This is a genomic window from Shewanella polaris (assembly GCF_006385555.1).
Taxonomy (GTDB): Bacteria; Pseudomonadota; Gammaproteobacteria; order Enterobacterales; family Shewanellaceae; genus Shewanella; species Shewanella polaris.
The window spans coordinates 1,785,937-1,812,437 of record NZ_CP041036.1; the positions used below are offsets into that span (position 1 = coordinate 1,785,937).

17 protein-coding genes, 2 tRNA genes, 3 rRNA genes and 1 pseudogene are annotated in these 26,501 nt (G+C 42.1%); 18 read left to right on the forward strand and 5 right to left on the reverse strand.

Annotated elements, in window-relative coordinates:
- Positions 1-17: 17 nt before the first annotated feature.
- The 4 genes from FH971_RS07825 (at position 18) to nadE (ending at position 4,210) form a co-directional block, all read left to right on the forward strand.
- A complete protein-coding gene (locus FH971_RS07825) occupies positions 18-881 on the forward strand; it encodes a tetratricopeptide repeat protein (protein ID WP_140233929.1) in 864 nt (287 codons plus the stop codon).
- A 136-nt stretch (positions 882-1,017) separates the two neighbouring features.
- On the forward strand, positions 1,018-1,662 hold the full coding sequence (adk, locus tag FH971_RS07830; protein ID WP_137221252.1) for an adenylate kinase: 645 nt from the start codon (positions 1,018-1,020) through the stop codon (positions 1,660-1,662).
- A 297-nt stretch (positions 1,663-1,959) separates the two neighbouring features.
- The gene (locus tag FH971_RS07835) at positions 1,960-3,264 is read left to right on the forward strand and encodes an inosine/guanosine kinase (protein ID WP_140233930.1); all 1,305 of its coding nucleotides are present in this window, start codon (positions 1,960-1,962) and stop codon (positions 3,262-3,264) included.
- 115 nt (positions 3,265-3,379) lie between these two features.
- Positions 3,380-4,210: an ammonia-dependent NAD(+) synthetase gene (gene nadE / locus FH971_RS07840; RefSeq protein WP_137221248.1), complete on the forward strand. Its 831-nt coding sequence runs from the start codon at positions 3,380-3,382 to the stop codon at positions 4,208-4,210.
- 4 nt (positions 4,211-4,214) lie between these two features.
- Here the strand turns inward: nadE and FH971_RS07845 are convergent, their stop codons facing one another.
- Positions 4,215-4,781, reverse strand: coding sequence for a DUF6942 family protein (locus tag FH971_RS07845; RefSeq protein ID WP_240778457.1), 567 nt, complete (start codon positions 4,779-4,781; stop codon positions 4,215-4,217).
- A gap of 102 nt (positions 4,782-4,883) precedes the next feature.
- On the opposite strand from FH971_RS07845, the gene FH971_RS07850 reads away from it, so the two are divergent.
- The gene (locus FH971_RS07850) at positions 4,884-6,353 is read left to right on the forward strand and encodes an alpha/beta hydrolase (RefSeq protein ID WP_140233931.1); all 1,470 of its coding nucleotides are present in this window, start codon (positions 4,884-4,886) and stop codon (positions 6,351-6,353) included.
- 105 nt (positions 6,354-6,458) lie between these two features.
- Here FH971_RS07850 and FH971_RS07855 read toward each other — a convergent pair whose 3' ends face one another.
- Complete coding sequence (locus FH971_RS07855; RefSeq protein WP_240778458.1) at positions 6,459-6,812, reverse strand: GGDEF domain-containing protein; 354 nt, start codon at positions 6,810-6,812, stop codon at positions 6,459-6,461.
- A 701-nt stretch (positions 6,813-7,513) separates the two neighbouring features.
- Here FH971_RS07855 and FH971_RS07860 point away from each other — a divergent pair.
- The 4 genes from FH971_RS07860 (at position 7,514) to FH971_RS07875 (ending at position 12,179) form a co-directional block, all read left to right on the forward strand.
- Positions 7,514-7,780 (forward strand): DUF4212 domain-containing protein, encoded by a 267-nt coding sequence (locus FH971_RS07860; protein WP_011637017.1) that lies wholly within the window; start codon positions 7,514-7,516, stop codon positions 7,778-7,780.
- A 12-nt stretch (positions 7,781-7,792) separates the two neighbouring features.
- Positions 7,793-9,511 (forward strand): sodium:solute symporter family protein, encoded by a 1,719-nt coding sequence (locus FH971_RS07865; protein WP_137221244.1) that lies wholly within the window; start codon positions 7,793-7,795, stop codon positions 9,509-9,511.
- A 131-nt stretch (positions 9,512-9,642) separates the two neighbouring features.
- Positions 9,643-11,490 carry a DUF294 nucleotidyltransferase-like domain-containing protein gene (locus FH971_RS07870; protein WP_140233933.1) on the forward strand — a complete coding sequence of 616 codons (1,848 nt, stop codon included), beginning with the start codon at positions 9,643-9,645 and terminating at the stop codon, positions 11,488-11,490.
- On the forward strand, positions 11,490-12,179 hold the full coding sequence (locus tag FH971_RS07875) for an exonuclease domain-containing protein (protein ID WP_137221240.1): 690 nt from the start codon (positions 11,490-11,492) through the stop codon (positions 12,177-12,179). The genes FH971_RS07870 and FH971_RS07875 overlap by 1 nt, the downstream gene beginning before the upstream one ends.
- A gap of 54 nt (positions 12,180-12,233) precedes the next feature.
- Here FH971_RS07875 and FH971_RS07880 read toward each other — a convergent pair whose 3' ends face one another.
- Positions 12,234-13,316 carry a ketoacyl-ACP synthase III gene (locus FH971_RS07880; RefSeq protein WP_140233934.1) on the reverse strand — a complete coding sequence of 361 codons (1,083 nt, stop codon included), beginning with the start codon at positions 13,314-13,316 and terminating at the stop codon, positions 12,234-12,236.
- A 149-nt stretch (positions 13,317-13,465) separates the two neighbouring features.
- Positions 13,466-14,137, reverse strand: a complete 672-nt coding sequence (locus FH971_RS07885; protein ID WP_137221236.1) for a GntR family transcriptional regulator — start codon at positions 14,135-14,137, stop codon at positions 13,466-13,468.
- A 201-nt stretch (positions 14,138-14,338) separates the two neighbouring features.
- Here FH971_RS07885 and gmhB point away from each other — a divergent pair, with 201 nt between their 5' ends.
- From gmhB to rrf, 6 genes are all read left to right on the forward strand, one after another.
- Positions 14,339-14,899 carry a D-glycero-beta-D-manno-heptose 1,7-bisphosphate 7-phosphatase gene (gmhB, locus tag FH971_RS07890; protein WP_137221234.1) on the forward strand — a complete coding sequence of 187 codons (561 nt, stop codon included), beginning with the start codon at positions 14,339-14,341 and terminating at the stop codon, positions 14,897-14,899.
- 792 nt (positions 14,900-15,691) lie between these two features.
- Positions 15,692-17,234: ribosomal RNA gene (locus FH971_RS07895) — 16S ribosomal RNA — on the forward strand.
- A gap of 218 nt (positions 17,235-17,452) precedes the next feature.
- Positions 17,453-17,529, forward strand: a tRNA-Ile gene (locus tag FH971_RS07900).
- Positions 17,530-17,665: 136 nt separating this feature from the next.
- Positions 17,666-17,741: transfer RNA gene (locus tag FH971_RS07905), tRNA-Ala, on the forward strand.
- A 493-nt stretch (positions 17,742-18,234) separates the two neighbouring features.
- Positions 18,235-21,139: ribosomal RNA gene (locus tag FH971_RS07910) — 23S ribosomal RNA — on the forward strand.
- Between the two features lie 214 nt (positions 21,140-21,353).
- A 5S ribosomal RNA gene (gene rrf, locus FH971_RS07915) occupies positions 21,354-21,469 on the forward strand.
- The 16S, 23S and 5S rRNA genes sit together here with 2 tRNA genes alongside, the layout of an rRNA operon.
- Positions 21,470-21,584: 115 nt before the next feature.
- Here the strand turns inward: rrf and FH971_RS07920 are convergent.
- A pseudogene (locus FH971_RS07920) lies at positions 21,585-21,868 on the reverse strand (transposase); the annotation flags it as partial.
- Positions 21,869-21,944: 76 nt separating this feature from the next.
- Between FH971_RS07920 and FH971_RS07925 the strand changes: the two are divergent.
- The 3 genes from FH971_RS07925 to rbbA all read left to right on the forward strand — a co-directional run bounded on the left by FH971_RS07925 (position 21,945) and on the right by rbbA (position 26,500).
- Positions 21,945-22,163, forward strand: coding sequence for a hypothetical protein (locus tag FH971_RS07925; RefSeq protein WP_140233935.1), 219 nt, complete (start codon positions 21,945-21,947; stop codon positions 22,161-22,163).
- A 635-nt stretch (positions 22,164-22,798) separates the two neighbouring features.
- Positions 22,799-23,728, forward strand: a complete 930-nt coding sequence (locus FH971_RS07930) for an HlyD family secretion protein (protein WP_240778459.1) — start codon at positions 22,799-22,801, stop codon at positions 23,726-23,728.
- Between the two features lie 15 nt (positions 23,729-23,743).
- The gene (rbbA, locus tag FH971_RS07935; protein ID WP_140233937.1) at positions 23,744-26,500 is read left to right on the forward strand and encodes a ribosome-associated ATPase/putative transporter RbbA; all 2,757 of its coding nucleotides are present in this window, start codon (positions 23,744-23,746) and stop codon (positions 26,498-26,500) included.
- The last annotated feature ends 1 nt before the right edge of the window (position 26,501 follow it).

Sequence of the window (26,501 nt, forward strand, 5' to 3'; positions counted from 1 at the left end):
CATGCTGCGGAGGCTTTATGGACTACCTCATTAATCTTACTAAAGACAATATTCAACAAGTTGTTGATACCTCAATGAAAAAAATGGTGGTATTGGCATTTTGGACTCAACAGCAACCAGAAAGCGTACAGATGTTGCAAACGTTGGAACAGTTAGCGTCGGCTCAAGCTGGGCGATTTATTCTCGCTAAAGTTAATTGCGAAACTGAATTAGAAATTGCTAATTATTTTCAAATCCAAGATTTACCGACCACATTAATTTTGGACCAAGGTCGTCCTATTGACGGTTTTGCCGGGCTTCAAAGCCAAGAGCAAGTTAGCGACTTATTGAATAAGCATTTGCCACCGATGTGGATACAAGAATTTGATGATGTTAAGCAACAATTAGCCCAAGACGAGTTATCGCCAGAAGACTTAACTAAAATTTCTGATCAGTTAAAAACAATTTTTATCGATGCACAGCAGTCCGCTGAAGTGGGATTGGTGATGGCAGATGTGGCATTACAGCAAGGTTTATTAGCGGATGCCAAAAGTTTATTAGCCAGTATTGGTTTAGCGGATCAAGATAGTTATTATCAGAATTTAAAGGCTAAATTGGCACTTGCCGAAGATGCCGCTGATACTCCAGAAATTCGTCAACTACAGCAAAATGTTGCCGAACAACCAGACAATCTTGATGCAGTGGTGTTATTAGCTAAAGCACTCAATGCGGCTCAACGTAACGAAGAAGCACTTGAGTTATTGTTCACTATTTTACAAAAAGACTTGAACGCCGCAGATGGCAAAGTTAAACAAGTCTTCATGGAGATTTTGACTGCAATAGGCCAGGGTAACGCGTTAGCGAATCAATATCGTCGTAAATTATATACTTTGCTGTATTAAACAAATTGAAGCCTTTTTGTTACAAGCCTTATTAGATTTAGGTCTAATGTCATAACAAAAGCGCTATTAAAAGAGTGGCAGATGTGCGAAAATCGCCGCCCTAAAAAGAACATAAACTTAAAAGAGGACTTTTGAGATGCGCATTATTTTATTGGGTGCACCTGGTGCCGGTAAAGGTACCCAAGCACAGTTCATTATGGAACAGTATGGTATCCCACAAATCTCAACCGGTGATATGTTGCGTGCCGCAGTTAAAGCAGGCACTCCATTAGGTTTAGAAGCTAAGAAAGTAATGGATGCAGGTCAATTAGTGTCTGATGACCTTATTATTGGTTTAGTGAAAGAACGTATTGCTCAAGACGATTGCGCTAAAGGTTTCTTACTTGACGGTTTTCCTCGCACAATTCCTCAAGCTGATGCAATGGCTGAAAATGGTATTGAGATTGATCATGTTATCGAAATCGATGTGCCAGACGAAGAAATTGTTAAGCGCATGAGTGGACGTCGTGTTCATCCTGGTTCTGGCCGTGTTTACCATTTAGAATTTAATCCACCTAGAGTGGAAGGTAAAGATGACGTTACTGGTGAAGATTTAGCTATTCGTCCAGATGACGAAGAAAGCACAGTGCGTAAGCGCTTAGGTATTTACCATGAGCAAACTAAGCCATTAGTCGATTACTATGGCAAAGTGGCTGCAGAAGGTCGAACTCAATATAACAAGTTTGACGGTACCCAATCTGTTGCTAAAGTCAGTGAACAATTGGCTAACGTTTTAAAATAGTCGTTGATGAGTTACACATTTAAAAGCCTGCCTAGCAGGCTTTTTTCGTATCTAGCCAGTGAGCATTCACGTCACTACTCTGGTATCAACAAAACCACGGATAATCATAGAACTGTGATGTGAATTAAGATAAGTCCGTAATTAAGCTGGCTAGTTGATAAAAGTAATATAGAAATAATACTGACCTATGATAAAATCTGCCGCCATTTTCGCAGATAATCATTTTTTCAACGTTGAAAGAGTGCCAGTGGTAATTATTTCCACACTTGCATGGATGCCAAGCTATGAGAGCCCAATATGAAGTTTCCTGGTCAACGTAAGTCTAAACACTATTTCCCTGTAAACCGTCGTGATCCTTTATTGGCTCAACTTACTCAACAACCACAACCTATTTCAACCTATATTTGTGGGATCGATCAGACGCTGGTGGATATTGAAGCAAAAGTTGAGGATGACCTACTTCAGCGCTACGGATTACCTAAGGGTAACTCGACTCTTATCAATGATGAACTTGCCCACAATCTATACAATGAACTAAAGTCCAATGACATGATCAGTGACGAGTTTGCTGGTGGCACTATTGGCAACACAGTACATAATTATTCTATTTTAGCCGACGATCGCTCAGTGCTTTTTGGGGTCATGAGTCAACACATTATGGTGGGTAGCTACGCATACTGCTATTTATGTCATACTTCATCTAAAGTTGACCTTAACTTTTTACAACCTGTTGATGGCCCTATCGGTCGCTGCTTTACACTGATTTCAGACTGTGGCGAACGCACATTTGCTATTAGTAAAGGCTCTATGGATAAGCTGACACCTGAGTATATTGATAAAGAGGTGGTGCAGGGCAGTTCTGCGTTAGTGTTAACCGCTTACCTGATGCGAGCAAGCGAAGGTGATGGTATTACCGATGCGGCAATGACGGCGATTAATTACGCTAAAGAAGCAGATGTGCCAGTGGTATTAACTTTAGGCACGCGTTTTTTGATTCAAGAAGATCCGCAATGGTGGCAAAACTTTATTAATGATCACGTCACTATTTTAGCGATGAATGAAGACGAAGGTGAAGCATTAACCGGTTTTAAAGATCCATTACTGGCCAGCGAAGCTGCGCTTGAATGGTGTGATATGGTATTAACTACGGCAGGACCTATTGGGCTTTATACCGCAGGCTATACCGATGATAATGAAAAACGCGAAACAAGTCATACTTTGTTACCTGGTACCATTCCTGAGTTTAATCGCTATGAGTTTTCGCGACCTAAATTACAAGCAGATTGCGACATTCCGATAAAAGTGTATGCTCATATTGCGCCATATATGGGCGGGCCGGAATTAATCCGTAATACTAATGGCGCTGGAGATGGAGCCTTGTCTGCGCTGTTGCATGATTTATCAGCTAATACTTTTCATAAAACCAATATACCCGGCTCAAGTAAGCACAAACGAGACGGTTTATGTTATTCGTCATTTTCACAGTTGTGCAAATACGCTAATCGCGTTGCATACGAGGTGTTAGCTCAACACAGCCCGCGTCTGTCTCGCGGTTTACCTGAGCGGGAAGACAGTTTAGAAGAGTCATATTGGGAACGATAATCTATCGTCGATAAAAAAAAACGATAATGAAGCATCATTATCGTTTTTTTTTGTGTAGATTTTTATAGAATAGGCATCGAAAGTCAGAATATTAATAAGCAATCAGGAGCGAAACGTGAAAGGACAAATCTTAAGAGAGATGCATGTACTCAAAGCCATTGAGCCTGAGTTTGAAATTCAGCGCCGTGTTGCTTTTATTAAAGCTAAATTATCTGAGGCTCACAGTAAAACCTTAGTATTGGGGATTAGTGGTGGTGTTGATTCATCTCTTGCCGGACGTTTATGCCAACTAGCAGTCAATAGCCTTAATCAAGAAAAAGCCAGTGATGAGTATCAGTTTATTGCGGTGCGCTTACCTTATCATGTTCAGCAAGATGAAGCTGAAGCTCAGCTAGCCTGTCAGTTTATTCAGCCTTCAAAACAGGTGACTGTAAATGTTCATGATGGTGTTATTGGTATTCATAATGCCACGCTAGCGGGCCTCAATGATGTAGGATTGGCATCAACGGATACTGCCAAGATTGATTTTCTCAAGGGTAATGTAAAAGCCAGAATGCGCATGATAGTCCAATATGATATTGCTGGTGCTATGGGTGGCCTTGTTGTGGGAACCGATCATAGTGCAGAAAGTATCACTGGGTTCTTTACTAAATGGGGTGATGGGGCTTGCGATTTAGCACCGTTATTTGGTTTGAATAAACGTCAAGTTCGCCAGTTAGCAGCGTATTTGGGCGCTCCCGATTTATTAGTAAAAAAAGCTCCAACAGCCGATTTAGAAGACAATAAGCCACAACTTGAAGACGAAGTCGCGTTAGGACTGACCTATGATCAAATTGATGACTTCTTAGAAGGTAAAGATGTCGCTAAGTTTGTTGAAGATAAACTGGTGAGTATCTATAAACGCACTCAGCATAAACGTGAACCTATTCCGACGATTTACGATTAACACATTACACTTTGCTTGAAGCGATGTGTTGCCGGGTTAGTTCTATTAACGTATTAGCATATTGTCGATAATCTAAATATGGCGTCAGTAGCACAGTGTGCTGGTGACGTATTTTTTGCTTTTCATCTAGTGATGTATACTGCTGAGGCTCCGTTATGCCCATTAGTTGCTGGACTTCTTTGCCACATAAAATATGCCAAGATTCAGGAGTAAATACAACCTCGTTATGATGATAAACATTTGAATTAACAATACGTAATTGGCAATGCAAGCGTGATGGAATGTTGATGTGTTTATCGGTTTGTTGATCATGAGGCTCATTAAATAATTGGTCACGGATCTGTTTCCAACCAATCCCTTTGTTGGCATTCATATCGTGATCTAAACAACAAACCTTTGCCATAATGGTGACAATTTTACGCCAGTGATTACCATTCAATGTGACCAGTTGGGTGATGGCATCGGGATGACTGGCTTGCCAATGTGTTGATAGTTCTGGAGGCGTAGGTAAATAAAAAATGATATCGGGATTCATTGGTCCCCATATATGGCTAAATAAATCAGATGACATGTTACTTCCAGTATCATTATGAATGGTGAATACCTAGCGGTTCGGCGGTAAATGTTACCCTATGTTCTTTGTTTATATTTGATCTCTATTTCTAAGGTTATTATGCGCGCAATTGTGATTGGGTCGACTAAACATTTTTTATTTGCCGCATTTTATGGTGCCTTGGGTATCGCTTTAGCGTTGATTATCACCGCCGTTTGGCTGCTTAATGCACGGCCTAATTTATCATTGTGGCACACAACACATCTTACCTCTGAATATCATCAACAGTCAGGCTTAACTGATTTTAATCAATATTTACAATTAGAAGATAAACTATTTGCTGAAGTAGAGCAGCAAATTTACCGTCAATATCAACCTGAAATAGCATCTCCTATTAATCGTTATGAACGTAATAGCCTGTCTGATCCAGGGTTATGGCAGCAAAATTGGAACCGTTCATTCGAATGGCCAAACCCACAAGCAGAGTTTGGCTTATTATTACTGCACGGTATGTCTGACTCACCTTATATGTTATCGCATATAGCTCAACATTATCAGCACCAGGCGCATGTATTAGGGTTACGTTTACCTGGACATGGAACTATTCCTTCAGGATTAACCGATATTAACTGGCCTGATCTTGCTGGGGCGGTATCACTTGCTGTAGCGCATCTCTCTGCACAACTACCTAATAAACCGATTTATGTGGTGGGATTTTCTACTGGAGCGGCATTAGCGTTAAATCATGAGCTAGAGAATATCAGCTTAGATAAACCTACGAGCTTTGATGGCATAATAATGTTATCGCCAGCCATTGGTCTAGCGCCTATTGCTGCAGGCGCTTACTGGCAAGCACAGTTAGGTAAGCTACTTGGACAAGATAAGTTGTATTGGAATAGCATTCAAACTGAATACGATCCTTTCAAATATCAATCTTTTGCAGTTAATGCTGGCGATGTTGTTTACCAATTAACACAACGTAATCAGACTCTATTAGCATCATTAACAGCACAACAATTTAATGCTATACCTGCAATATTAACGTTTCAGTCTGTCGTCGATGATACTGTTTCATCGCTGGCTGTGGTCGATTTGTTATATCAAAGATTACCAGTAAAAAAAGATCATCAATTAGTGTTATTTGACGTGAATCGGACACGGAGTAACAACCAACTGCTGTTTCAGGATCCTTTGGCATCTTTTGCTCCCTTTTGGTTACCTGAACTGTTGCCGTACCGCTTAAGCTTAGTTGAGAATGATCCACAACATGATAATCAGGTGCAGGTGAGGGAGCTAACTGATAAGTCGAAAACGGATGATGTATTAGCATTAAATTTAAATTGGCCTAAAGATGTGTATTCTTTATCCCATGTGGCGTTAAACTTTCCGATTGAAGATACGCTTTATGGGCCATTGCTCGATGATAATTCCGAAAAAATCCAAATAGGTAGAGCTATTTATCAAGGCGAACGAGGTATATTTAGTATATCGGGGAATGACATGCTGCGTCAGAAATGGAATCCATTTTATCCATATATGATGTCTCGAATTGATGAGTTTACTCTTGGACATCAATCTGAGACACCATGAGACAGTAAACCACTCAATATTAGTCGCTAATGGTATTAATAATAGTTTGGTTATGTCCTTGTTGCTTTGCTTTGCTTGGTAGAGGTTCTCATCCGCGACTTTAATTCACTTATCGAGTTCAGCTTCATAATCAGCTTTTGCCGTAATAACACCAATACTGACAGTTACATTAAATGACTGTTTATCTTCGGGTGATGTGAATGTCAATTGTGACAGTGTTTCTCTAAAGCCATCGAGATGATGTTCAATATGTAAGATGTTGGACAAAGGCAGAATAAGCAAAAATTCCTCACCGCTGTAACGGGCCGCAATATCAATGTCACGTTTAAAATATTTCTGTAATAATTGCGACACGTTCCGTAAACACTCATCTCCAGCTAAATGACCATAATTGTCATTCACCTTTTTAAAGAAATCTAAATCAAGCAATACAACCGTTATGCTCTGTTTGCTGCGCAAACAAAAATCCACTAATTCACCAAATTTACGTTCAGCAAAACGACGATTATATAAGCCAGTTCAGTGAGCTTCTTATTAGCATAACCTAAAAATAATGCTTCAATCCCCAAAAACAAATACACATGCGGGCTATCTTATATCAACATTAATTCTGTAGATGCCATCATGGCTGTCAAAAATGCGTACCAAGGATCCAAACGGCTGCAATGACAGTGACCGTGTTACCTAATACAAATTGGATGTTGGCGAAAAATTGTATTGGATGACAATTGATGATAAATCCGATTACTCCTAAAAGAATCGAGAATAATAGGTGTTGTTGATTAATCCGTGGCAACGTCAAAAAATATCCTTAATTATTTGTATTCTAAAAAATTTACTTCTATCTAAGTACTTATCTCTGGAAATAGTACAGATTTCAACGCAAACGGAAATTTTTTACTCGCAAATATCCCTTTTTATCTTTTGTGATGCAGATCCCAATCTTTTAATGGCGAAATCTTGTTCGACCTTGGTCTAATTCAATTGAAGAAACAACAAGTTATTTTTAATTTGTTATTTTTAACATCCTGTTTTATATAGTATTTTATGTTTTACGTTAACGTTTGTTAATTAAGTACGACTAAGGTCTTGATTGTGGTGCCCCCCTGAGTTGCTAAATTAACTATGACTTTAGAAAAAATAACTTATGGGGAGTCACAATGAGTTTTGAAAATAACGATAAGGCAGCGGGTTACTGGCGTGAGAATTTACGTTTAGTACTTAGCTTGCTTGCAATTTGGGCTGCAGTGTCATTTGGCTGCGGTATTTTATTAGTAGATGTGTTAAACGAAATTACCTTTATGGGATTCAAACTGGGTTTCTGGTTTGCGCAGCAGGGTGCAATGTATGTATTCGTGGCGCTGATTTTTGTTTATGTAGCGAAAGCTAATACATTAGACAAAAAATACAATGTTCAGGAAGACTAAGGAGCACTAAAAATGGATGTTCAAACATTAACATATATAATTGTCGGCGCGACTTTTGCGCTGTACATCGGGATCGCCATTTGGTCTCGTGCAGGTTCAACTAAAGAGTTTTACGTTGCAGGTGGTGGCGTTCACCCTGTTTTGAACGGTATGGCAACTGCAGCCGACTGGATGTCAGCAGCTTCGTTTATATCATTAGCCGGTATTGTATCTTTTACCGGTTATGATGGCTCAGTTTATCTAATGGGTTGGACGGGCGGTTACGTACTATTAGCCTTATGTATGGCACCTTATTTACGCAAATTTGGTAAATTTACGGTACCAGATTTTATTGGTGATCGTTACTACTCACAGACAGCACGAACTGTAGCTGTTATTTGTGCCATCTTTATTTGTTTTACTTACATTGCAGGGCAAATGCGTGGTGTTGGCGTGGTATTTTCTCGCTTCTTAGAAGTTGACGTTGAAACAGGCGTGTACATTGGTATGGCAGTGGTGTTCTTTTATGCTGTATTAGGTGGCATGAAAGGGATTACTTACACACAGGTAGCACAATACTGCGTACTTATTTTTGCATTTATGGTTCCTGCTATCTTCATCTCTGTAATGATGACGGGTCATATATTACCGCAAATTGGTTTTGGCGCTGAGATGATTGATGCCGCAGGTAATGGTACGGGAGTGTTCTTACTCGATAAACTCGATGGGTTATCGGCAGAGCTTGGGTTCTCCCAATATACCGAAGGCTCCAAATCGATGATTGATGTGTTCTTTATTACCGGTGCTTTAATGTTTGGTACAGCGGGCTTGCCTCATGTAATTGTACGTTTCTTTACTGTTCCTAGAGTAAAAGATGCACGTATTTCAGCGGGCTGGGCATTAGTGTTTATTGCTATTATGTATACCACTATTCCTGCATTGTCTGCATTCTCTCGCGTTAATATGATTGAAACCATCAATGGACCAGAATCGACTGGCGTGCCTTATGAAACTGCGCCAACTTGGATTAAAAACTGGGAAAAAACAGGGTTAATTAAGTGGGAAGATAAGAACAACGATGGCAAGATTTTTTACACCAATGGTGATAAAAATGAGATGAACATTGACCGAGATATTATGGTTCTTGCTACGCCTGAAATTGCTAACCTTCCAGCATGGGTTATTGCATTAGTGGCTGCGGGTGGTTTAGCCGCTGCACTGTCTACATCAGCTGGTCTACTATTGGTTATTTCAACGTCTGTGTCGCATGATTTACTCAAGAAAAATCTTATGCCGGATATTTCGGATAAGAAAGAGTTAATGTATGCACGAATAGCCGCAGGTTTTGGGGTTGTTATGGCGGGTTACTTTGGTATTAATCCTCCTGGATTTGTAGCGGCGGTGGTGGCCATTGCATTTGGTCTTGCTGCAGCCTCGTTATTCCCTGCTATTATTATGGGCATTTTCTCTAGAACCATGAATAAAGAAGGTGCTATTTCGGGCATGGTGATCGGGTTATTATTTACTGCTAGTTATATTATGTACTTCAAGTTTATTAATCCGGCAGCCAACTCAGCTGAAAATTGGTTCTTCGGTATTTCACCTGAAGGTATTGGTATGGTGGGAATGATGGTTAACTTTGGTGTCGCTTTTGCTGTCAGTAAAGTCACTACTAAAATTCCTGACGAAATAGTCGCGATGGTTGAGTCGATTCGTTTCCCTAAAGGGTCAGGTGAAGCACACGATCATTAAACTGCTGTAATCAACACTGTTTAAAAAGAGCGCTTAGGCGCTCTTTTTGTTGGGCTTTAGTCCTATAGCAGATAAGCGAAACGCTTTGCTATAGTGATATTGTTCGCTTATGCACAATAGGGAAATGATTAATGGATGCCAGCGAGTTACAACCAGTAGAGCAGTTTTTAGCGGCTCATTCACCGTTTGATTCATTACCCGTTGATGTGATCCAACGGTGCGCAAAATTGATTACAGTTGGTTATTACAGTAAAGCCTCTGCATTTGTTGAGTTTGATAAAGACAATCCTAAATTATACATTGTACGTAGTGGCGCATTTGAAGTGCGCGATCCCGAAGGGGTGCTGGTTGATAGAGTCGCAGAAGGCGAATGTTTTGGATTTTCCACCTTATTATCTGGTGAGAAAGTGGTTAATAAAGTAGCCATTCTTGAAGACAGTTTAGTTTATCATTTACCACAATCCGTGTTTGCCAAATTGCGTTCCGAGCATCGAAGCTTTGATCAGTTTTTTGCCCGTGCTTTTGCTAAACGCTTGCGCAATGAAGCTAAATTTACTGCTAAAGACTTGACTGCAACTAGTCGTATTACTTCAATTATGTCATCTCAGCCCATTATGATTGATGCGCATGCCAGTGTGATGGATGCAGCTAAAATGATGCGTGAGCACAGAGTGTCATCGGTGTTAGTTACCGATAACCGAAAATTAACCGGTATATTGACTGACCGGGACTTACGTAATCGTGTCATTGCTGAAGGATTAGATGTTAATACACTGGTGAGTCAAGCTATGACAATCAATCCAGTGACAACTCACGCTAATGCGTTAGTGTTCGAAACAATGTTGGCGATGAGCGAGCATAATATTCACCACTTACCAGTAGTTGATGGTAGTCATGCGTTAGGGATGATCACTAGCACTGATATATTACGCTCTCAAAGCTCTCAGCCACTTTTGCTTATTGGCGAAATAGGGCGACAAGGTAACATAGAAAAACTTATTCAAGTGAGTAAACAGATCCCATTACTATTACAAAACCTAATTAGTGCCGATGCCAGAGCAGAAGAGATTGGTCGGGTATTAACCTCAGTAACCGATGCATTAACTCGTCGTCTTATTGAGCTGAACCAACAGATTTTAGGACAGGCTCCGATGGCGTTTTGTTGGTTGGCTTTTGGTTCCCAAGGTCGCCAAGATCAAGTGGCCTGTTCGGATCAAGACAATGGTTTATTACTTGCTCACGAGCCTGATGAATTCGCTGCTGCTTATTTTGAAACCTTAACCAAAGCAGTCTGTAAGGGATTAGATGAATGTGGTTATATTTATTGTCCCGGCGACATTATGGCGCAAAATCCTAAATGGCGATTATCACTGGTGAAATGGAAAGGGCTGTTTTCAAAATGGGTTAATACCCCAGAACCAAAAGCCTTAATGCATGCCAGTATTTTTTTCGATATGCGATCAGTATTTGGGCCACAGAATTTATTTAGTGAACTTCAAGATGATGTTTTAGCCTCAACAAAAAATAACGATATCTTTCTGGCTGGCATGGCGGGTAATTCGCTTACAGAATCTCCACCACTGGGATTTTTTAGAAAGTTTGTTCTTGAGCGTGATGGAACAGAAGTTAAAGGCATGGATTTAAAGCATAAGGGCAGTGCGTTAATTAATGACATTGCTAGAGTGTATGCGTTAAGTGCAGGGATAAAAGAGGTGAATACTGCCAAACGAATTAGAGTATTGATGGACTCGAATATTATGAATCGTAAAGATGCCCTTAACTTGGCGGATGCCCATGAGTTTATTGCGCATATGCGTTTAGCTAATCAAGGTTACCAAGCGACCAATAATTTACCTGTTAATAATTTTTTAAAACCACAACATCTTTCTTCATTAATGCGTCATCAACTGCGTGATGCTTTTAAAGTGGTCCATGATGCACAAGCTGGTATAAAACTTAAGTTTATGAGGAGTTTTTAGTGTCTAATTTGTGGTGGATAAAAGTCGTGTTGTGGCGTAACAAAATTACCACTTTACCTTCGTCACTCAATTCTTATTTAGAAGCAATCACTCCAGCATTAACAAAACCATTTTTCGATGCGCCACTCATGGCAATCGATTTAGAAATGACAGGATTGGATCCCATCAATGATCAAGTCATTAGTATTGGCATGGTACCGATTATCAAGGGCGTTATTCCACTAGAGAAAGCACAACATATGATGATTGCAATTAACGGTAGTGTCGGTCATAGCGCGACGGTTCACGGTATTGTTGATAATCAATTGAATATGGCATTAACGTTAGACGAGGCCATTGACTGGTTTTTATCACAAACTAAAGGCTATATTTTGGTGGCTCATCATGCACCGTTAGATATACAGTTTATTCAACAGCAGTTAATACGCTGCTTTGGTCAATCTATTCCGTTAGTGTTTATTGATACGCTAGCAATAGAAAAGAAACGTTGTTTAATGCAACAACCTGTATTAAAGGAAGGTTCGCTACGATTAGGGGCGAGTCGAGAACGATATCATTTACCTGTTTATTCGGCGCACAATGCGCTTGTCGATGCACTATCATGTGCTGAATTATTGTTGGCTCAAGTGGCAGCGATGGGCGATATTAAAAAATTATATGTTAAAGACTTAATCAAGGTGTCTGCTTAGCAAATAAAAAAGCCAATCATCGAGACTGGCTTTTTATTAGATACTGAATAAAGCTTATTTTGGGTTATTAGCTTTATTGAAAAAATAGTCAACTGCAGGTTTAATCAATTCAAGTGCGGTTTTATCACAAGGTGGTAAATTTGCATCACTTACTGAGATAGGGGTTATTCTTTCTCCCCATTTAAATAGTACAGCTGCAGAGGTTAATCCTGCACCAAATGCACATGATAAAATCGTTTGTCCAGGGACAATTTTACCCTGTGATAATGCATCACAAATCGCAATCGGGATAGTTGCAGCAGATGTATTGCCATAGTCAGCGATATTAACGAAAGCTTTTTCTTTCGGAATTTTCATCCGGCTTATTAATGTATCAATAATTCGTTCATTTGCTTGGTGCGGTATAACAAAATCGACATCATCGATACTCATTCCGCATTTTTCTAATACTGTATTGCTTAAACTACCCATGCCATGAATAGCACGTTTAAACACATCTTGACCATTAATGTGGATATAAAAATCTAATGAGTCTGTATCCAATCTATCCATCTTGGAACCAAAGTCAGACTTTAAAATGTCACGACCTTCTGGATCATTATTTATCTCATAACCTAATACGCCACCAGGTTGATTGCTAGCTTCAAGGACCACTGCACCCGCTCCGTCACCAAATAAAACAGCTGTTTCGCGGCGGGACCAGTCTAAGTAAAACGATAAACGTTCAGCACCAATAATGAGAATTTTTTTACTTTGACCACTTTTAATCATTGAACTGGCTAAACCAACGCCATACAAAAATCCACTGCAAGCGGCGTTAATGTCAAATGCACCACATGTTGCACCAATATCGGCTTGTACTTTTGATGCAATATTGGGGATTAAAGTATCAGGACTAGCGGTTGCTAAAATAATTAAATCCAGTTCACAGCCATCAATCCCTGCAGCAGCAAGTGCATGCTTAGCGGCTACCGATGCCATTTCAGAAGTATTAACATGACTAATATTACGCTTACTGATGCCAGTACGTGTCTTAATCCATTCATCGGTTGTTTCCATGAATGTGGCTAAATCTTCATTGGTTAATGTTGCGGGTGGAACAGACTTACCCCAACCGGTAATATGTGCATACTGCATAAGAATTCTCTCAATACGTTTCAATAGTTAATAAAATTTAATTTCAACATCAATAGTTTGGCTTTCAAATTAAACTGAGAAGCTCTTGATGGCAAGTTTTTGAAAATATGGACTTAAATAGTCGTTACTAAGATTTGCTATTGTTTTTATTACTTAACTTTTTGTTCTACCAGTTTTTTTATCGAAGCTGAGGCATGCAATATATGCTCACGCAACAATTGCGTTGCTTTTTCGATATCTCGATTTTTACACAATTCGAGCAACACTCTATGCTCTCTTTCTGCGACAGGGATCCCGCCAGTAAAAAGGAGCTGTAGACGAATATATCTATCGCAATTAGTGTTTAAACCGTTAACAACATCCATTGTATGGGGGCGATTAGCCGCTGCATATAAACGAGTATGGAAGCGAGTATTCAGTTCACTCCAACTGGCAACGGATTCTTTCAGTTTAAACGCTAATTCAAGTTGAACCAAAATTGCTTCTGCTTCAATAAGAGCATCATCAGTTAAATTTGGAATAGCTTTAGCCAATAAATCTGATTCAATCATTGCGCGTAATTCAAATAACTCGGTAACTTGTTCAACAGACAACAAGGTTGCAGTTGCACCTTTATGTGGCTCGAAATTGATCAGGCCTTCAGCTTCTAATTGTACTAAAGCCTCACGGACAGGAATGCGACTTACATTCAATTGTTCTGCAATTGCAGATTGTCTTAGCGGTTCTCCTCCTTGTATGTCACCAGAAAGAATCCGTTCTCTTAGCGCCTCAACGACAAGTTGAGTGCGAGTTTTATGAATAATAGGAGGTATATTGTTCATGTATTATATTGTCATTACTAATTTATTCGAGCAAGGGTAACGCTTAGCAGCAGCTTTATAAAGTGAAACCTATGCAATTGAGCTGATTAACGTCAGAAAAAGTGGCCATTTAAACAAATATACAAAAATATACAGATTGACTGGCACCAAAATCATCTCAATGGGATAATCAAAGCAAGAAAGCGTTTAAGGAGTGTAAGGTTGAATAAAGCAGTATTTTTAGATCGTGACGGTGTCATCAATATTGACAATGGTTATGTCCATACCGTGGACGAGTTTGAATATATAAACGGTGTATTTGAAGCTTGCTTAGCGCTAAAGCAAATGGGCTACCTATTAATTGTCGTCACTAACCAATCTGGGATTGCGCGTGGCATTTACAGTGAGGATGATTTTCATCATTTAACTGAATGGATGGATTGGAACTTTGCAGATAAAGGCGTCGAGCTTGATGGTATTTACTATTGTCCACATCATCCAGAAAAAGGTTTAGGCGAATATAAGCAAGACTGTGATTGCCGTAAACCAAAACCAGGCATGTTAACTTCAGCGGCTGAGTTTTTAAAAATTGACATGAGTCAGTCAGTGATGGTGGGTGACAAGGCTGATGATATGCGTGCTGCGAAAGCTGCTGGTATTAACACTGCTATTTTAGTTCGCTCAGGTAAAGTGGTAGATGAAGCAGGTATTGCACTTGCCAGCGCGGTGGTTGACAGTATTGCTGATGTGCCAAGTCAATTGAGTCAATTACTGACACAATAATCGCAACACGGGTAATAATTCTTGGTTTACTGTCAGTTCATGTGTAAGCATTAGCCCACTTATATATGAACATCGACTTACAGATAAACTAGCCTTTGGTTTTACTTCGTTCCTTCGATACTTCGTTTTAACATGTCCTTCCCATATATAAGTAGCCCTTGTTATCCATTCATAATAAATGCTCTTAAGATAAGCAGATATGTTCAGTCCGAAATGGCTATATTGGGTTTTACAATAAGACTTTGTTGAGTTAACATCGATTTAACCTTGTTTCAGCAATATTTTAGCCTTAATGGGGCAAATTACGTACTTATAACTCGGTGAACCGCATAATAAGGCATATAAGAATACAAAAAATAAAATCAACATTGTTTCTAGTAAGCCGTTTTTGTTCATAAAGCCAGCAAAAACATCCTCAAATGTGGCTTTGAGTTTAAAATGTGCGCAGTTGGGTTGAATTCGTAATAAAAAAACAGAAAGCTCTTGCGCTATAAAATGTTTTCCCTATAATACACCCCACTGACACGGAACACGGCGTCTAACGCTAGTTACCAGGTCCGCTCTTTAACAATTTATCAAGTAATCTGTGTGGACATTCACAGGTATTGAGTTATTCGACAATTACTTAAATCAGTTTAACTGCTTTAAGTAATCAAAAAATTTCAACTCAATGCAACGATGAATGTTCATAGCAATATGTAACAAGCATTTTATAGATTCTTCCGAGTTTATAAGGTGTAAATCAGAATTCATTGAGCCGAGATATTCCTAACAGAGTATTTCAAAAAACTTTAATTGAAGAGTTTGATCATGGCTCAGATTGAACGCTGGCGGCAGGCCTAACACATGCAAGTCGAGCGGTAACAGAAAGTAGCTTGCTACTTTGCTGACGAGCGGCGGACGGGTGAGTAATGCCTAGGGATCTGCCCAGTCGAGGGGGATAACAGTTGGAAACGACTGCTAATACCGCATACGCCCTACGGGGGAAAGGAGGGGACCTTCGGGCCTTTCGCGATTGGATGAACCTAGGTGGGATTAGCTAGTTGGTGAGGTAATGGCTCACCAAGGCGACGATCCCTAGCTGTTCTGAGAGGATGATCAGCCACACTGGGACTGAGACACGGCCCAGACTCCTACGGGAGGCAGCAGTGGGGAATATTGCACAATGGGGGAAACCCTGATGCAGCCATGCCGCGTGTGTGAAGAAGGCCTTCGGGTTGTAAAGCACTTTCAGTAGGGAGGAAAGGTAGCGTGTTAATAGCACGCTGCTGTGACGTTACCTACAGAAGAAGGACCGGCTAACTTCGTGCCAGCAGCCGCGGTAATACGAGGGGTCCGAGCGTTAATCGGAATTACTGGGCGTAAAGCGTACGCAGGCGGTTCATTAAGCTAGATGTGAAATCCCCGGGCTCAACCTGGGAATTGCATTTAGAACTGGTGAACTAGAGTCTTGTAGAGGGGGGTAGAATTTCAGGTGTAGCGGTGAAATGCGTAGAGATCTGAAGGAATACCGGTGGCGAAGGCGGCCCCCTGGACAAAGACTGACGCTCATGTACGAAAGCGTGGGGAGCAAACAGGATTAGATACCCTGGTAGTCCACGCCGTAAACGATGTCTACTCGGAGTTTGGTGACTTAGTCACTGGGCTCCCAAGCTAACGCATTAAGTAGACCGCCTGGGGAGTACGGCCGCAAGGTTAAAACTCAAATGAATTGACGGGGGCCCGCACAAGCGGTGGAGCATGTGGTTTAATTCGATGCAACGCGAAGAACCTTACCTACTCTTGACATCCACAGAAGCCGGAAGAGATTCTGGTGTGCCTTCGGGAACTGTGAGACAGGTGCTGCATGGCTGTCGTCAGCTCGTGTTGTGAAATGTTGGGTTAAGTCCCGCAACGAGCGCAACCCCTATCCTTATTTGCCAGCACGTAATGGTGGGAACTCTAGGGAGACTGCCGGTGATAAACCGGAGGAAGGTGGGGACGACGTCAAGTCATCATGGCCCTTACGAGTAGGGCTACACACGTGCTACAATGGCGTATACAGAGGGTTGCAAAGCCGCGAGGTGGAGCTAATCTCACAAAGTACGTCGTAGTCCGGATTGGAGTCTGCAACTCGACTCCATGAAGTCGGAATCGCTAGTAATCGTAGATCAGAATGCTACGGTGAATACGTTCCCGGGCCTTGTACACACCGCCCGTCACACCATGGGAGTGGGCTGCAAAAGAAGTGGGTAGTTTAACCTTCGGGAGAACGCTCACCACTTTGTGGTTCATGACTGGGGTGAAGTCGTAACAAGGTAGCCCTAGGGGAACCTGGGGCTGGATCACCTCCTTACCTATACGACTAACTCAATACCTAAAAGTGCAGCGATGCATGTGAGTGTTCACACAGATTACTTGATAGAAAGAAAGAGAAAGATATCGAAAGGTATTTTTGAGGATTTTGATTCTTAATCAAGGCACTTGATGAGTCTCGCAGGGAGTGTGCTTTTAGCACATGACTGAGAAACGAAGAAAGTAACGCCGAGTAAGGATTAAAAGACCAAAAAGAATGGGTCTGTAGCTCAGCTGGTTAGAGCGCACCCCTGATAAGGGTGAGGTCGGTGGTTCAAGTCCACTCTGACCCACCAAATCTTCATTTTATCTGCGTTAATTAAATACTCGTTTAGTGAACTAAACGTCGCATTGAATTAACTTGTTAAAATTCGATTTGGCTTCGCCAATCTTATGATTGGTTACTTGATATTAATCTCACTGCATGTAAATGGGGCTATAGCTCAGCTGGGAGAGCGCCTGCCTTGCACGCAGGAGGTCTGCGGTTCGATCCCGCATAGCTCCACCATTTACACTTATCATGACGATAAGCATATGCATAGGTTAGAGATGCCAAAGATAAATGAAATTTTATCTTTGGCTTTTTTAAGCCCGCTCTTTAACAATTTGGAAAGCTGATAGTACTAACTAAAGGCGCATAGATGATAATTCGTTGTCGTTTGTGTGATTACGTTAGTGCGAAAAATAATACTGATGCGAAAGCATCAGTATCTTGAGTTCTCAAAACACTGTTTAAGTGTCTTGAATATTCTAAAAACTAAGGCGAGTCCACTTCCTACCCTGGAGGTGAGACAAGTAAAAACCAGCTGGTCATAATACGACCCTGTTTTTCTTATCATTTGTTCATTCAAAAGGTAAGCGCAGTTAATCGAAACGGTGTCTAAGCCGTGAAGCGAATGAGGAAGGAGTGTAGCAGCGCTACATGACTGACGAATGAGATTCACAATAACGACAGCGTGATGAGTAACAAGCGAAAAAAGAAAGACTCATTTGGGTTGTATGGTTAAGTGACTAAGCGTATACGGTGGATGCCTTGGCAGTCAGAGGCGATGAAGGACGTAATAACTTGCGAAAAGCGTTGGCGAGCTAGTAATAAGCATTTGAGCTAACGATATCCGAATGGGGAAACCCAGCAGCATAAGCTGTTATCACTACATGAATACATAGTGTAGTGAGGCAAACCCGGGGAACTGAAACATCTAAGTACCCGGAGGAAAAGAAATCAACCGAGATTCCCCTAGTAGCGGCGAGCGAACGGGGATTAGCCCTTAAGTCTATGGGGTGTTAGTGGAATGTGTTGGAAAGCACAGCGGCACAGGGTGATAGCCCCGTACATGAAAACTAACCATAGATGAAAACGAGTAAGGCGGGACACGTGACATCCTGTTTGAATATGGGGGGACCATCCTCCAAGGCTAAATACTCCTGACTGACCGATAGTGAACCAGTACCGTGAGGGAAAGGCGAAAAGAACCCCTGTGAGGGGAGTGAAATAGAACCTGAAACCGTGTACGTACAAGCAGTGGGAGCGGTTCTTGAGACCGTGACTGCGTACCTTTTGTATAATGGGTCAGCGACTTACGTTTTGTAGCGAGGTTAAGCGAATAGCGGAGCCGTAGGGAAACCGAGTGTTAACTGCGCGTTTAGTTGCAAGGCGTAGACCCGAAACCGAGTGATCTAGCCATGGGCAGGTTGAAGGTTGAGTAACATCAACTGGAGGACCGAACCGACTTATGTTGAAAAATGAGCGGATGACTTGTGGCTGGGGGTGAAAGGCCAATCAAACTCGGAGATATCTGGTTCTCCTCGAAAGCTATTTAGGTAGCGCCTCGAGCGAATACCATTGGGGGTAGAGCACTGTTAAGGCTAGGGGGTCATCCCGACTTACCAACCCTTTGCAAACTCCGAATACCAATGAGTACTACTCGGGAGACAGACAGCGGGTGCTAACGTCCGTTGTCAAAAGGGAAACAACCCAGACCGTCAGCTAAGGTCCCAAAGTGTATGTTAAGTGGGAAACGATGTGGGAAGGCTTAGACAGCTAGGATGTTGGCTTAGAAGCAGCCATCATTTAAAGAAAGCGTAATAGCTCACTAGTCGAGTCGGCCTGCGCGGAAGATTTAACGGGGCTAAACATACCACCGAAGCTACGGGTGCATGCCATTAGGTGTGCGCGGTAGAGGAGCGTTCTGTAAGCGGTTGAAGGTGAAGGGGTAACCCACACTGGACGTATCAGAAGTGCGAATGCTGACATGAGTAACGATAAAGGGAGTGAAAAACTCCCTCGCCGAAAGACCAAGGGTTCCTGTCCAACGTTAATCGGGGCAGGGTGAGTCGACCCCTAAGGTGAGGCCGAAAGGCGTAATCGATGGGAAAACAGATTAATATTCTGTACTTCTGCTAACTGCGATGGAGAGACGGAGAAGGCTAGGCTAGCGCGGCGTTGGTAGTCCGCGTTTAAGGTAGTAGGCTGTATTCTTAGGCAAATCCGGGAATACGTACTTAAATGTACAGGTTGAGAGCTGATGACGAGTCACTAAGGTGATGAAGTAGTTGATGCCATGCTTCCAGGAAAATCTTCTAAGCTTCAGGTTAGTAGAAATCGTACCCCAAACCGACACAGGTGGTCGGGTAGAGAATACCAAGGCGCTTGAGAGAACTCGGCTGAAGGAACTAGGCAAAATGGTACCGTAACTTCGGGAGAAGGTACGCTGCTGTCGGTGATGGGACTTGCTCCCTAAGCTGACGGCAGTCGCAGATACCAGGTGGCTGCAACTGTTTATCAAAAACACAGTAATGTGCAAAATCGCAAGATGACGTATACGGTATGACGCCTGCCCGGTGCCGGAAGGTTAATTGATTGGGTTATCTTCGGAGAAGCTCATGATCGAAGCCCCGGTAAACGGCGGCCGTAACTATAACGGTCCTAAGGTAGCGAAATTCCTTGTCGGGTAAGTTCCGACCTGCACGAATGGCGTAATGATGGCCACGCTGTCTCCAGCCGAGACTCAGTGAAGTTGAAATTGCGGTGAAGATGCCGTATACCCGCGGCTAGACGGAAAGACCCCGTGAACCTTTACTATAGCTTGGCACTGAACATTGAACCTACATGTGTAGGATAGGTGGGAGACTTTGAAACTTTGACGCTAGTCAGAGTGGAGTCAATCTTGAAATACCACCCTTGTAGTTTTGATGTTCTAACCGCGGCCCCTTATCGGGGTTCGGGACAGTGCCTGGTGGGTAGTTTGACTGGGGCGGTCTCCTCCCAAAGAGTAACGGAGGAGCACGAAGGTTGGCTAAGTACGGTCGGACATCGTACGGTTAGTGCAATGGCATAAGCCAGCTTAACTGCGAGACATACACGTCGAGCAGGTACGAAAGTAGGTCATAGTGATCCGGTGGTTCTGAATGGAAGGGCCATCGCTCAACGGATAAAAGGTACTCCGGGGATAACAGGCTGATACCGCCCAAGAGTTCATATCGACGGCGGTGTTTGGCACCTCGATGTCGGCTCATCACATCCTGGGGCTGAAGTCGGTCCCAAGGGTATGGCTGTTCGCCATTTAAAGTGGTACGCGAGCTGGGTTCAGAACGTCGTGAGACAGTTCGGTCCCTATCTGCCGTGGGCGTTGGATGATTGAAGGAAGCTGCTCCTAGTACGAGAGGACCGGAGTGGACGAACCGCTGGTGTTCGGGTTGTTATGCCAATAGCATTGCCCGGTAGCTACGTTCGGAATCGATAACCGCTGAAAGCATCTAAGCGGGAAGCGAGTCCTAAGATGAGTCATCCCTAGAGCTTTAAGCTCTCTAAAGGGCCGTAGGAGACTACTACGTTGATAGGCAAGGTGTGTAAGCGTTGTGAGGCGTTGAGCTAACTTGTACTAATGACCCGTGAGGCTTAACCATACAACCCAGATGGGTTTTACTGAAAATGTTCCCGACATTTTCTAGCACTTCCTCCTTCCATGGAGGTCGTACTAAAGGGAGCATGACCTTAGTGTTAGAATAGAGCGCTTAGACAGTGTGAGAGACTCAAGTACGCTTTAATAAAGCATAATCAGCTTTCCGAATTATTATTTAATGCATCAAGAAGAAGAATGCGTTAGATAAGCAAAATTTGTCTGGAAACCATAGAGTTGTGGCACCACCTGATCCCATTCCGAACTCAGAAGTGAAACACAGTATCGCCGATGGTAGTGTGGGGTCTCCCCATGTGAGAGTAGGTCATTTCCAGGCGCCTAATTGACTTGAAAGAGTCGTGAGACAGCCCGCTATTATATAGCGGGCTTTTTTACGTCTGTTCATCGTTGAAATTAGGGCTTGGTTTATCTGAACATAATACCAATCCGCATTAGACTTTGCCCATATTAGCCCAGTCTCTTGTACACAAACTTTTTACTCTGTCCTTGCACTGAATAAACGTATTCCAAGCACTGCAATACTGCTCAACAATATCGTTATAACCTTCAAAACACCTATTGGCTAAACAGTGCTGTCTTAGCCATTGCCATGCCTGTTCTATTGGATTTAGCTCTAGAGAATAGGGTGGTAATTTAGGACCGATAAATTATTGAAGTCTTTGGCTATATCATCCGTATACCACCCCGCGCCATCTATGATAACAAGAGCATATCTATCCGAATGGTTTGCTTCAAGTGTTGCCACATAGTTCAGCGTGAGTTCTGCGCCTTCTAGGCAAGTAATAGGATTAATGAAACGACTAGAGGGTGATGGCACGATATTAGGTGTTGCTTTTATTAACGATAAATCTGCTCACATGGACTGGTTTACTGGTGTATGGAAGAAACGTATCGAAAATGGAGTAATAGAATGGTTAGAAATACAGCGTGGCTTACTGGTAAATTTTTCGGTTTATGAGATAGAACTTTTAGATAGGTTGTTGGGTAAAATGCTTAATCAAGTTGAATAAGATAGTTCTGTTTAGCTCGTGTTAATTCTAGTTACTTGATCGCTTTAAGCTAATAATGAGATCTATATCAAAGTTTAACTGAACTCGTTGTTACAAAATTTAGTTAGGTTTATGATCTTATTTACTGTTTTAGTAGTGTTAGGTTTGATTAAAGCTAGCTACTGAGTAAAATTATTATCAATTGCAGATATTGCGAGTAAAATAAAAACATCGACAAATTATATCTGGATTTATCTGTGAGGATGACAGTTTTACAATCTCGCACCGGATGGTTTTTCCGTTTTGATTGGTGCTTGGTCAATTACACCGCATTGTTATCTCTCCTCATTTTATGTATAACAGATTTTTGCATATCTAGGCTTTCTTGGCCGATTATTTAATTGTTCAACGGTCCAATATAGTCATTTAATAGGCATATAATGAAGATAGTTGATTCAACTTAGTGGAAGATATTGGATACTTTTAGCTGAAGACGACGCGCAGTTGGTTTCCGGCTTTGAAACAATGGTTATTGTTACAGAAAGAAGGATTTTTAGACAATGAATAACACTATGAAGAAAGCAATATATGGTGGCCTTTTAGTAATTGTCATCGCTGCATGTTGGGCTCTATGGCAATATTTTCAAGTACAACCATTGGCTGCTGGATTCGCCTCCGGTAACGGAAGAATTGAAGCTGTAGAGGTTGATATATCAACTAAAATAGCTGGGCGAGTCGATACCATTTTAGCGAAAGAGGGAGACCTTGTTCAAACTGAACAGGTTGTCGCTAAAATCAATACTGATCAATTGCGAGCTCAGCTAATCGGTGCAGAGGCAAACGTCGCCAGCGCTGAAAGCCAAGTTGCATCAGCTTTGGCAGCCATAGAGCAGGCAAAGGCTGAACTGGTATTGGCTGAACAAGAGTTGTATCGCGCACAGGAACTGATAAAAAATAATCACATCAGCAAAGAAACCTATGATACTCGTGTAAGTCAGGTTGCCGTTGCCAAAGCAGCCTTAGTGGCCGCCAAAGCAGGACTTGTGTACCGAGAACGTATGGTTGACGCTGTAAGAGCTAGTACTACAGAGATCCAGACTCAAATCGACGATTGCGTTCTCAAATCACCTGTTATTGGTAGAGTTATTTATCGACTTGCCGAACCCGGAGAAGTCCTAGGGAGTGGTGGTAAAGTTCTGACTGTAGTGAACCTTGCCGATGTGTATATGGAAGTCTTTTTACCGTCAGCCCAGGCTAATAATATTGCCATCGGTGCTGAGGCTCGAATTAAACTGGATATCTTAGATTTTGCTATTCCGGCATCAGTCAGTTTTGTGTCACCCGAATCCCAATTTACACCAAAACAGGTTGAAACTCTCAGTGAACGCGAAAAGCTTATGTTTCGCGTCAAGGTGCGTATCCCACAAGATTTAGTGAAGAGCCATATTGATGATGTAAAGACTGGGGTGCGTGGAGTAGCTTACATTCGTCTGACAACTAAATCCGGAGAAAATCCTGCTCCGTGGCCGGACTTTCTTCAGAAATTACCACCGGAAGCCGAACCCGTCTCAGTCAATAATAACTAATGTGGGTGCAGTACCATGGACCAACAAGATTATCCTATCGTCTGCATTAAGGGTGTTTCACATACCTATAAGAAAGTGAATGCTATCGAAGATGTGTCACTGACCATTCCTTCTGGGATGATGGTTGGCCTGCTCGGTCCCGATGGTGTTGGTAAGTCGACGTTGCTAGCACTTATTTCGGGGGTTCGGAAATTGCAGCATGGTAGCCTTGAGGTGCTTGGTGGTGATATGTCCTCGGCCCGTCATCGCTCCGAAGTTGGCCCTCGTATTGCGTATATGCCCCAAGGTCTGGGTAAGAACCTTTATAGCGAGCTGAGTGTCGCCGAAAACTTAGATTTTTTTGGCAAGTTATTTGGTCAAGGATCTTCTGAGCGTAAAACGCGTATCGATCGCTTGACTAAAGCAACGGGACTTAATGCTTTCCTATCAAGGCCAGCAGGTAAGTTATCTGGTGGCATGAAACAAAAGCTTGGGCTCTGCTGTTCGCTTATTCATGATCCTGATCTATTGATATTGGATGAACCAACAACGGGCGTAGACCCGTTATCTAGACGACAATTTTGGCAATTAATCAAAGCGATCCGTAGTGAAAGGCCAACCATGAGCGTGATTGTCTCTACTGCTTACATGGACGAAGCCGAAGAGTTTGATTGGCTGGTTGCCATGGATGCTGGACATGTTCTCGATACGGGTACACCAGCGGAACTAAAAATCAAAACAAACTCCAAAAATTTAGAACAAACGTTTGTGCGGCTGCTTCCTGAAGAAAAACGGGGAAGTGGTAAAGAGCTTGTTATCCCACCTTTTAACAAAACGGAAGCATCACCAGCTATTATTGCCAAGGGGTTAACGCGACGTTTCGGGGATTTTACAGCAGTCAACAACGTTAGCTTTGAAATTCAAGCTGGCGAGATTTTTGGTTTTCTTGGCTCTAACGGTTGTGGCAAGACCACTACGATGAAAATGCTAACAGGTCTTTTGCCTGCATCTGAAGGTCAGGCTTTCTTATTCGGTAAGATTGTAGATGCGAACGATCTGGAAATGCGCAAGCGTGTCGGGTTTATGTCACAAGCTTTTTCGCTATATGGCGAATTAACTGTTTCACAAAACTTAACCTTGCATGCCCGCTTGTTTCATCTCTCACCATCAAAGACAACAGAACGTATAAATACACTGGTTGACCGTTTTGGGCTGCGCAATCAAATGGATGAGCTTGCTTCATCGTTACCACTTGGTATCCGTCAGCGTCTTTCACTTGCTGTTGCGGTTATTCACGAGCCCGAAATGCTCATTCTTGACGAACCTACTTCAGGTGTAGACCCCGTCGCCCGCGATGAGTTTTGGGAGCTACTTGTTGAGTTATCACGTCGAGATAAAGTGACCATATTTATTTCTACCCATTTTATGAATGAAGCTTTGCGTTGTGATCGTATTTCTCTGATGCATGCTGGTGAAGTACTTGTTTATGATGAACCGCAACATCTAGTAGAGGCCAAATGTGCAGCCTCACTCGAAGAGGCATTCATCAGTTATCTGGAAGAAGCGATTGGAGCAACTACTGAAGAACCTACCGTTTTGGATTCTATGCAAGTTGGAGAATCATCAAGGTTAACTGATTCACAGCCAACTAAAGTAAAGCAGCATGGTTTTAGTTTATCTAGGTTGTTGGCATACAGTTATCTTGAAATGATGGCGGTAATGCGTGACAAGATACGCTTGGCTTTTGCTTTTTTTGGCAGTGTTATTTTATTGATTGTTATTGCTTATGGTATATCTTTAGATATCGAGGATCTTACTTTTGCGGTGCTTGATTTTGACCATACACCTGAGAGTCGCCAGTATATAAGTAACTTTCAAGGATCACATTATTTTATCGAAAGGCCAGCGTTACAAAGCAAGGATGAACTCGAAAGGCGTCTTCAGTCTAATGATATAACCCTAGCGATAGAAATTCCCGCAGGTTTTGGCCATGATTTAAAAAAAGGCGAGATACCCAGTATTTCTGCATGGATTGATGGCGCTAATACTACCAGAGCCGGCACAATCGAGGGATATGTCACTGGCGGTTATATTCGATATCTTACACAATTAGCGACAGATGCTGGTATTAATGCAAGTGCTTTGTATAAAGTCGATCTCCAATCACGTTATCGTTATAACCCCTCTTTTGAGAGTATTTATTCCATTGGGCCTAAAACGCCCGCTTTGCTGTTGCTTTTCTTTCCTGCCATTTTGATGGCCGTGAGTATTTCTCGTGAGAAAGAGGTCGGCACCATTACCAACTTTTATGTTACGCCAACCAATAAATTTGAATACCTGATTGGTAAGCAAATCCCTTATATCGGTATTGGTATGATTAACTTTTTTATTTTGACTTTCTTGGTGGTTTTTTTGTTACAAGTACCGTTGAAAGGAAGTCTACTTGGCCTCACCGTAGGAGCATTTTTTTACGTTTGGGCTTCAACAGGTATTGGTCTAGTTGTTTCAGCGCTGACCAAAACTCAGGTTACCGCCGTTTTTGCCACCACGATTGTGTCACTATTGCCAACCGCGCTTTTCTCTGGACTGGTTCAGCCAACATCAACGTTGGAAGGCGGTGGATATATTATCGGTATGATGTGGCCGGCTACCTATTACATGCATTTGAGTGTTGCTGCATTTACTAAAGGATTGAGTTTCTTTGCCCTAACAGGCGACCTAATGATGTTATCGATTTACGGCCCTATCTTTGTCGTGTTAGCTGCAGTATGTTTGAAAAAACAGGAGGCTTAAT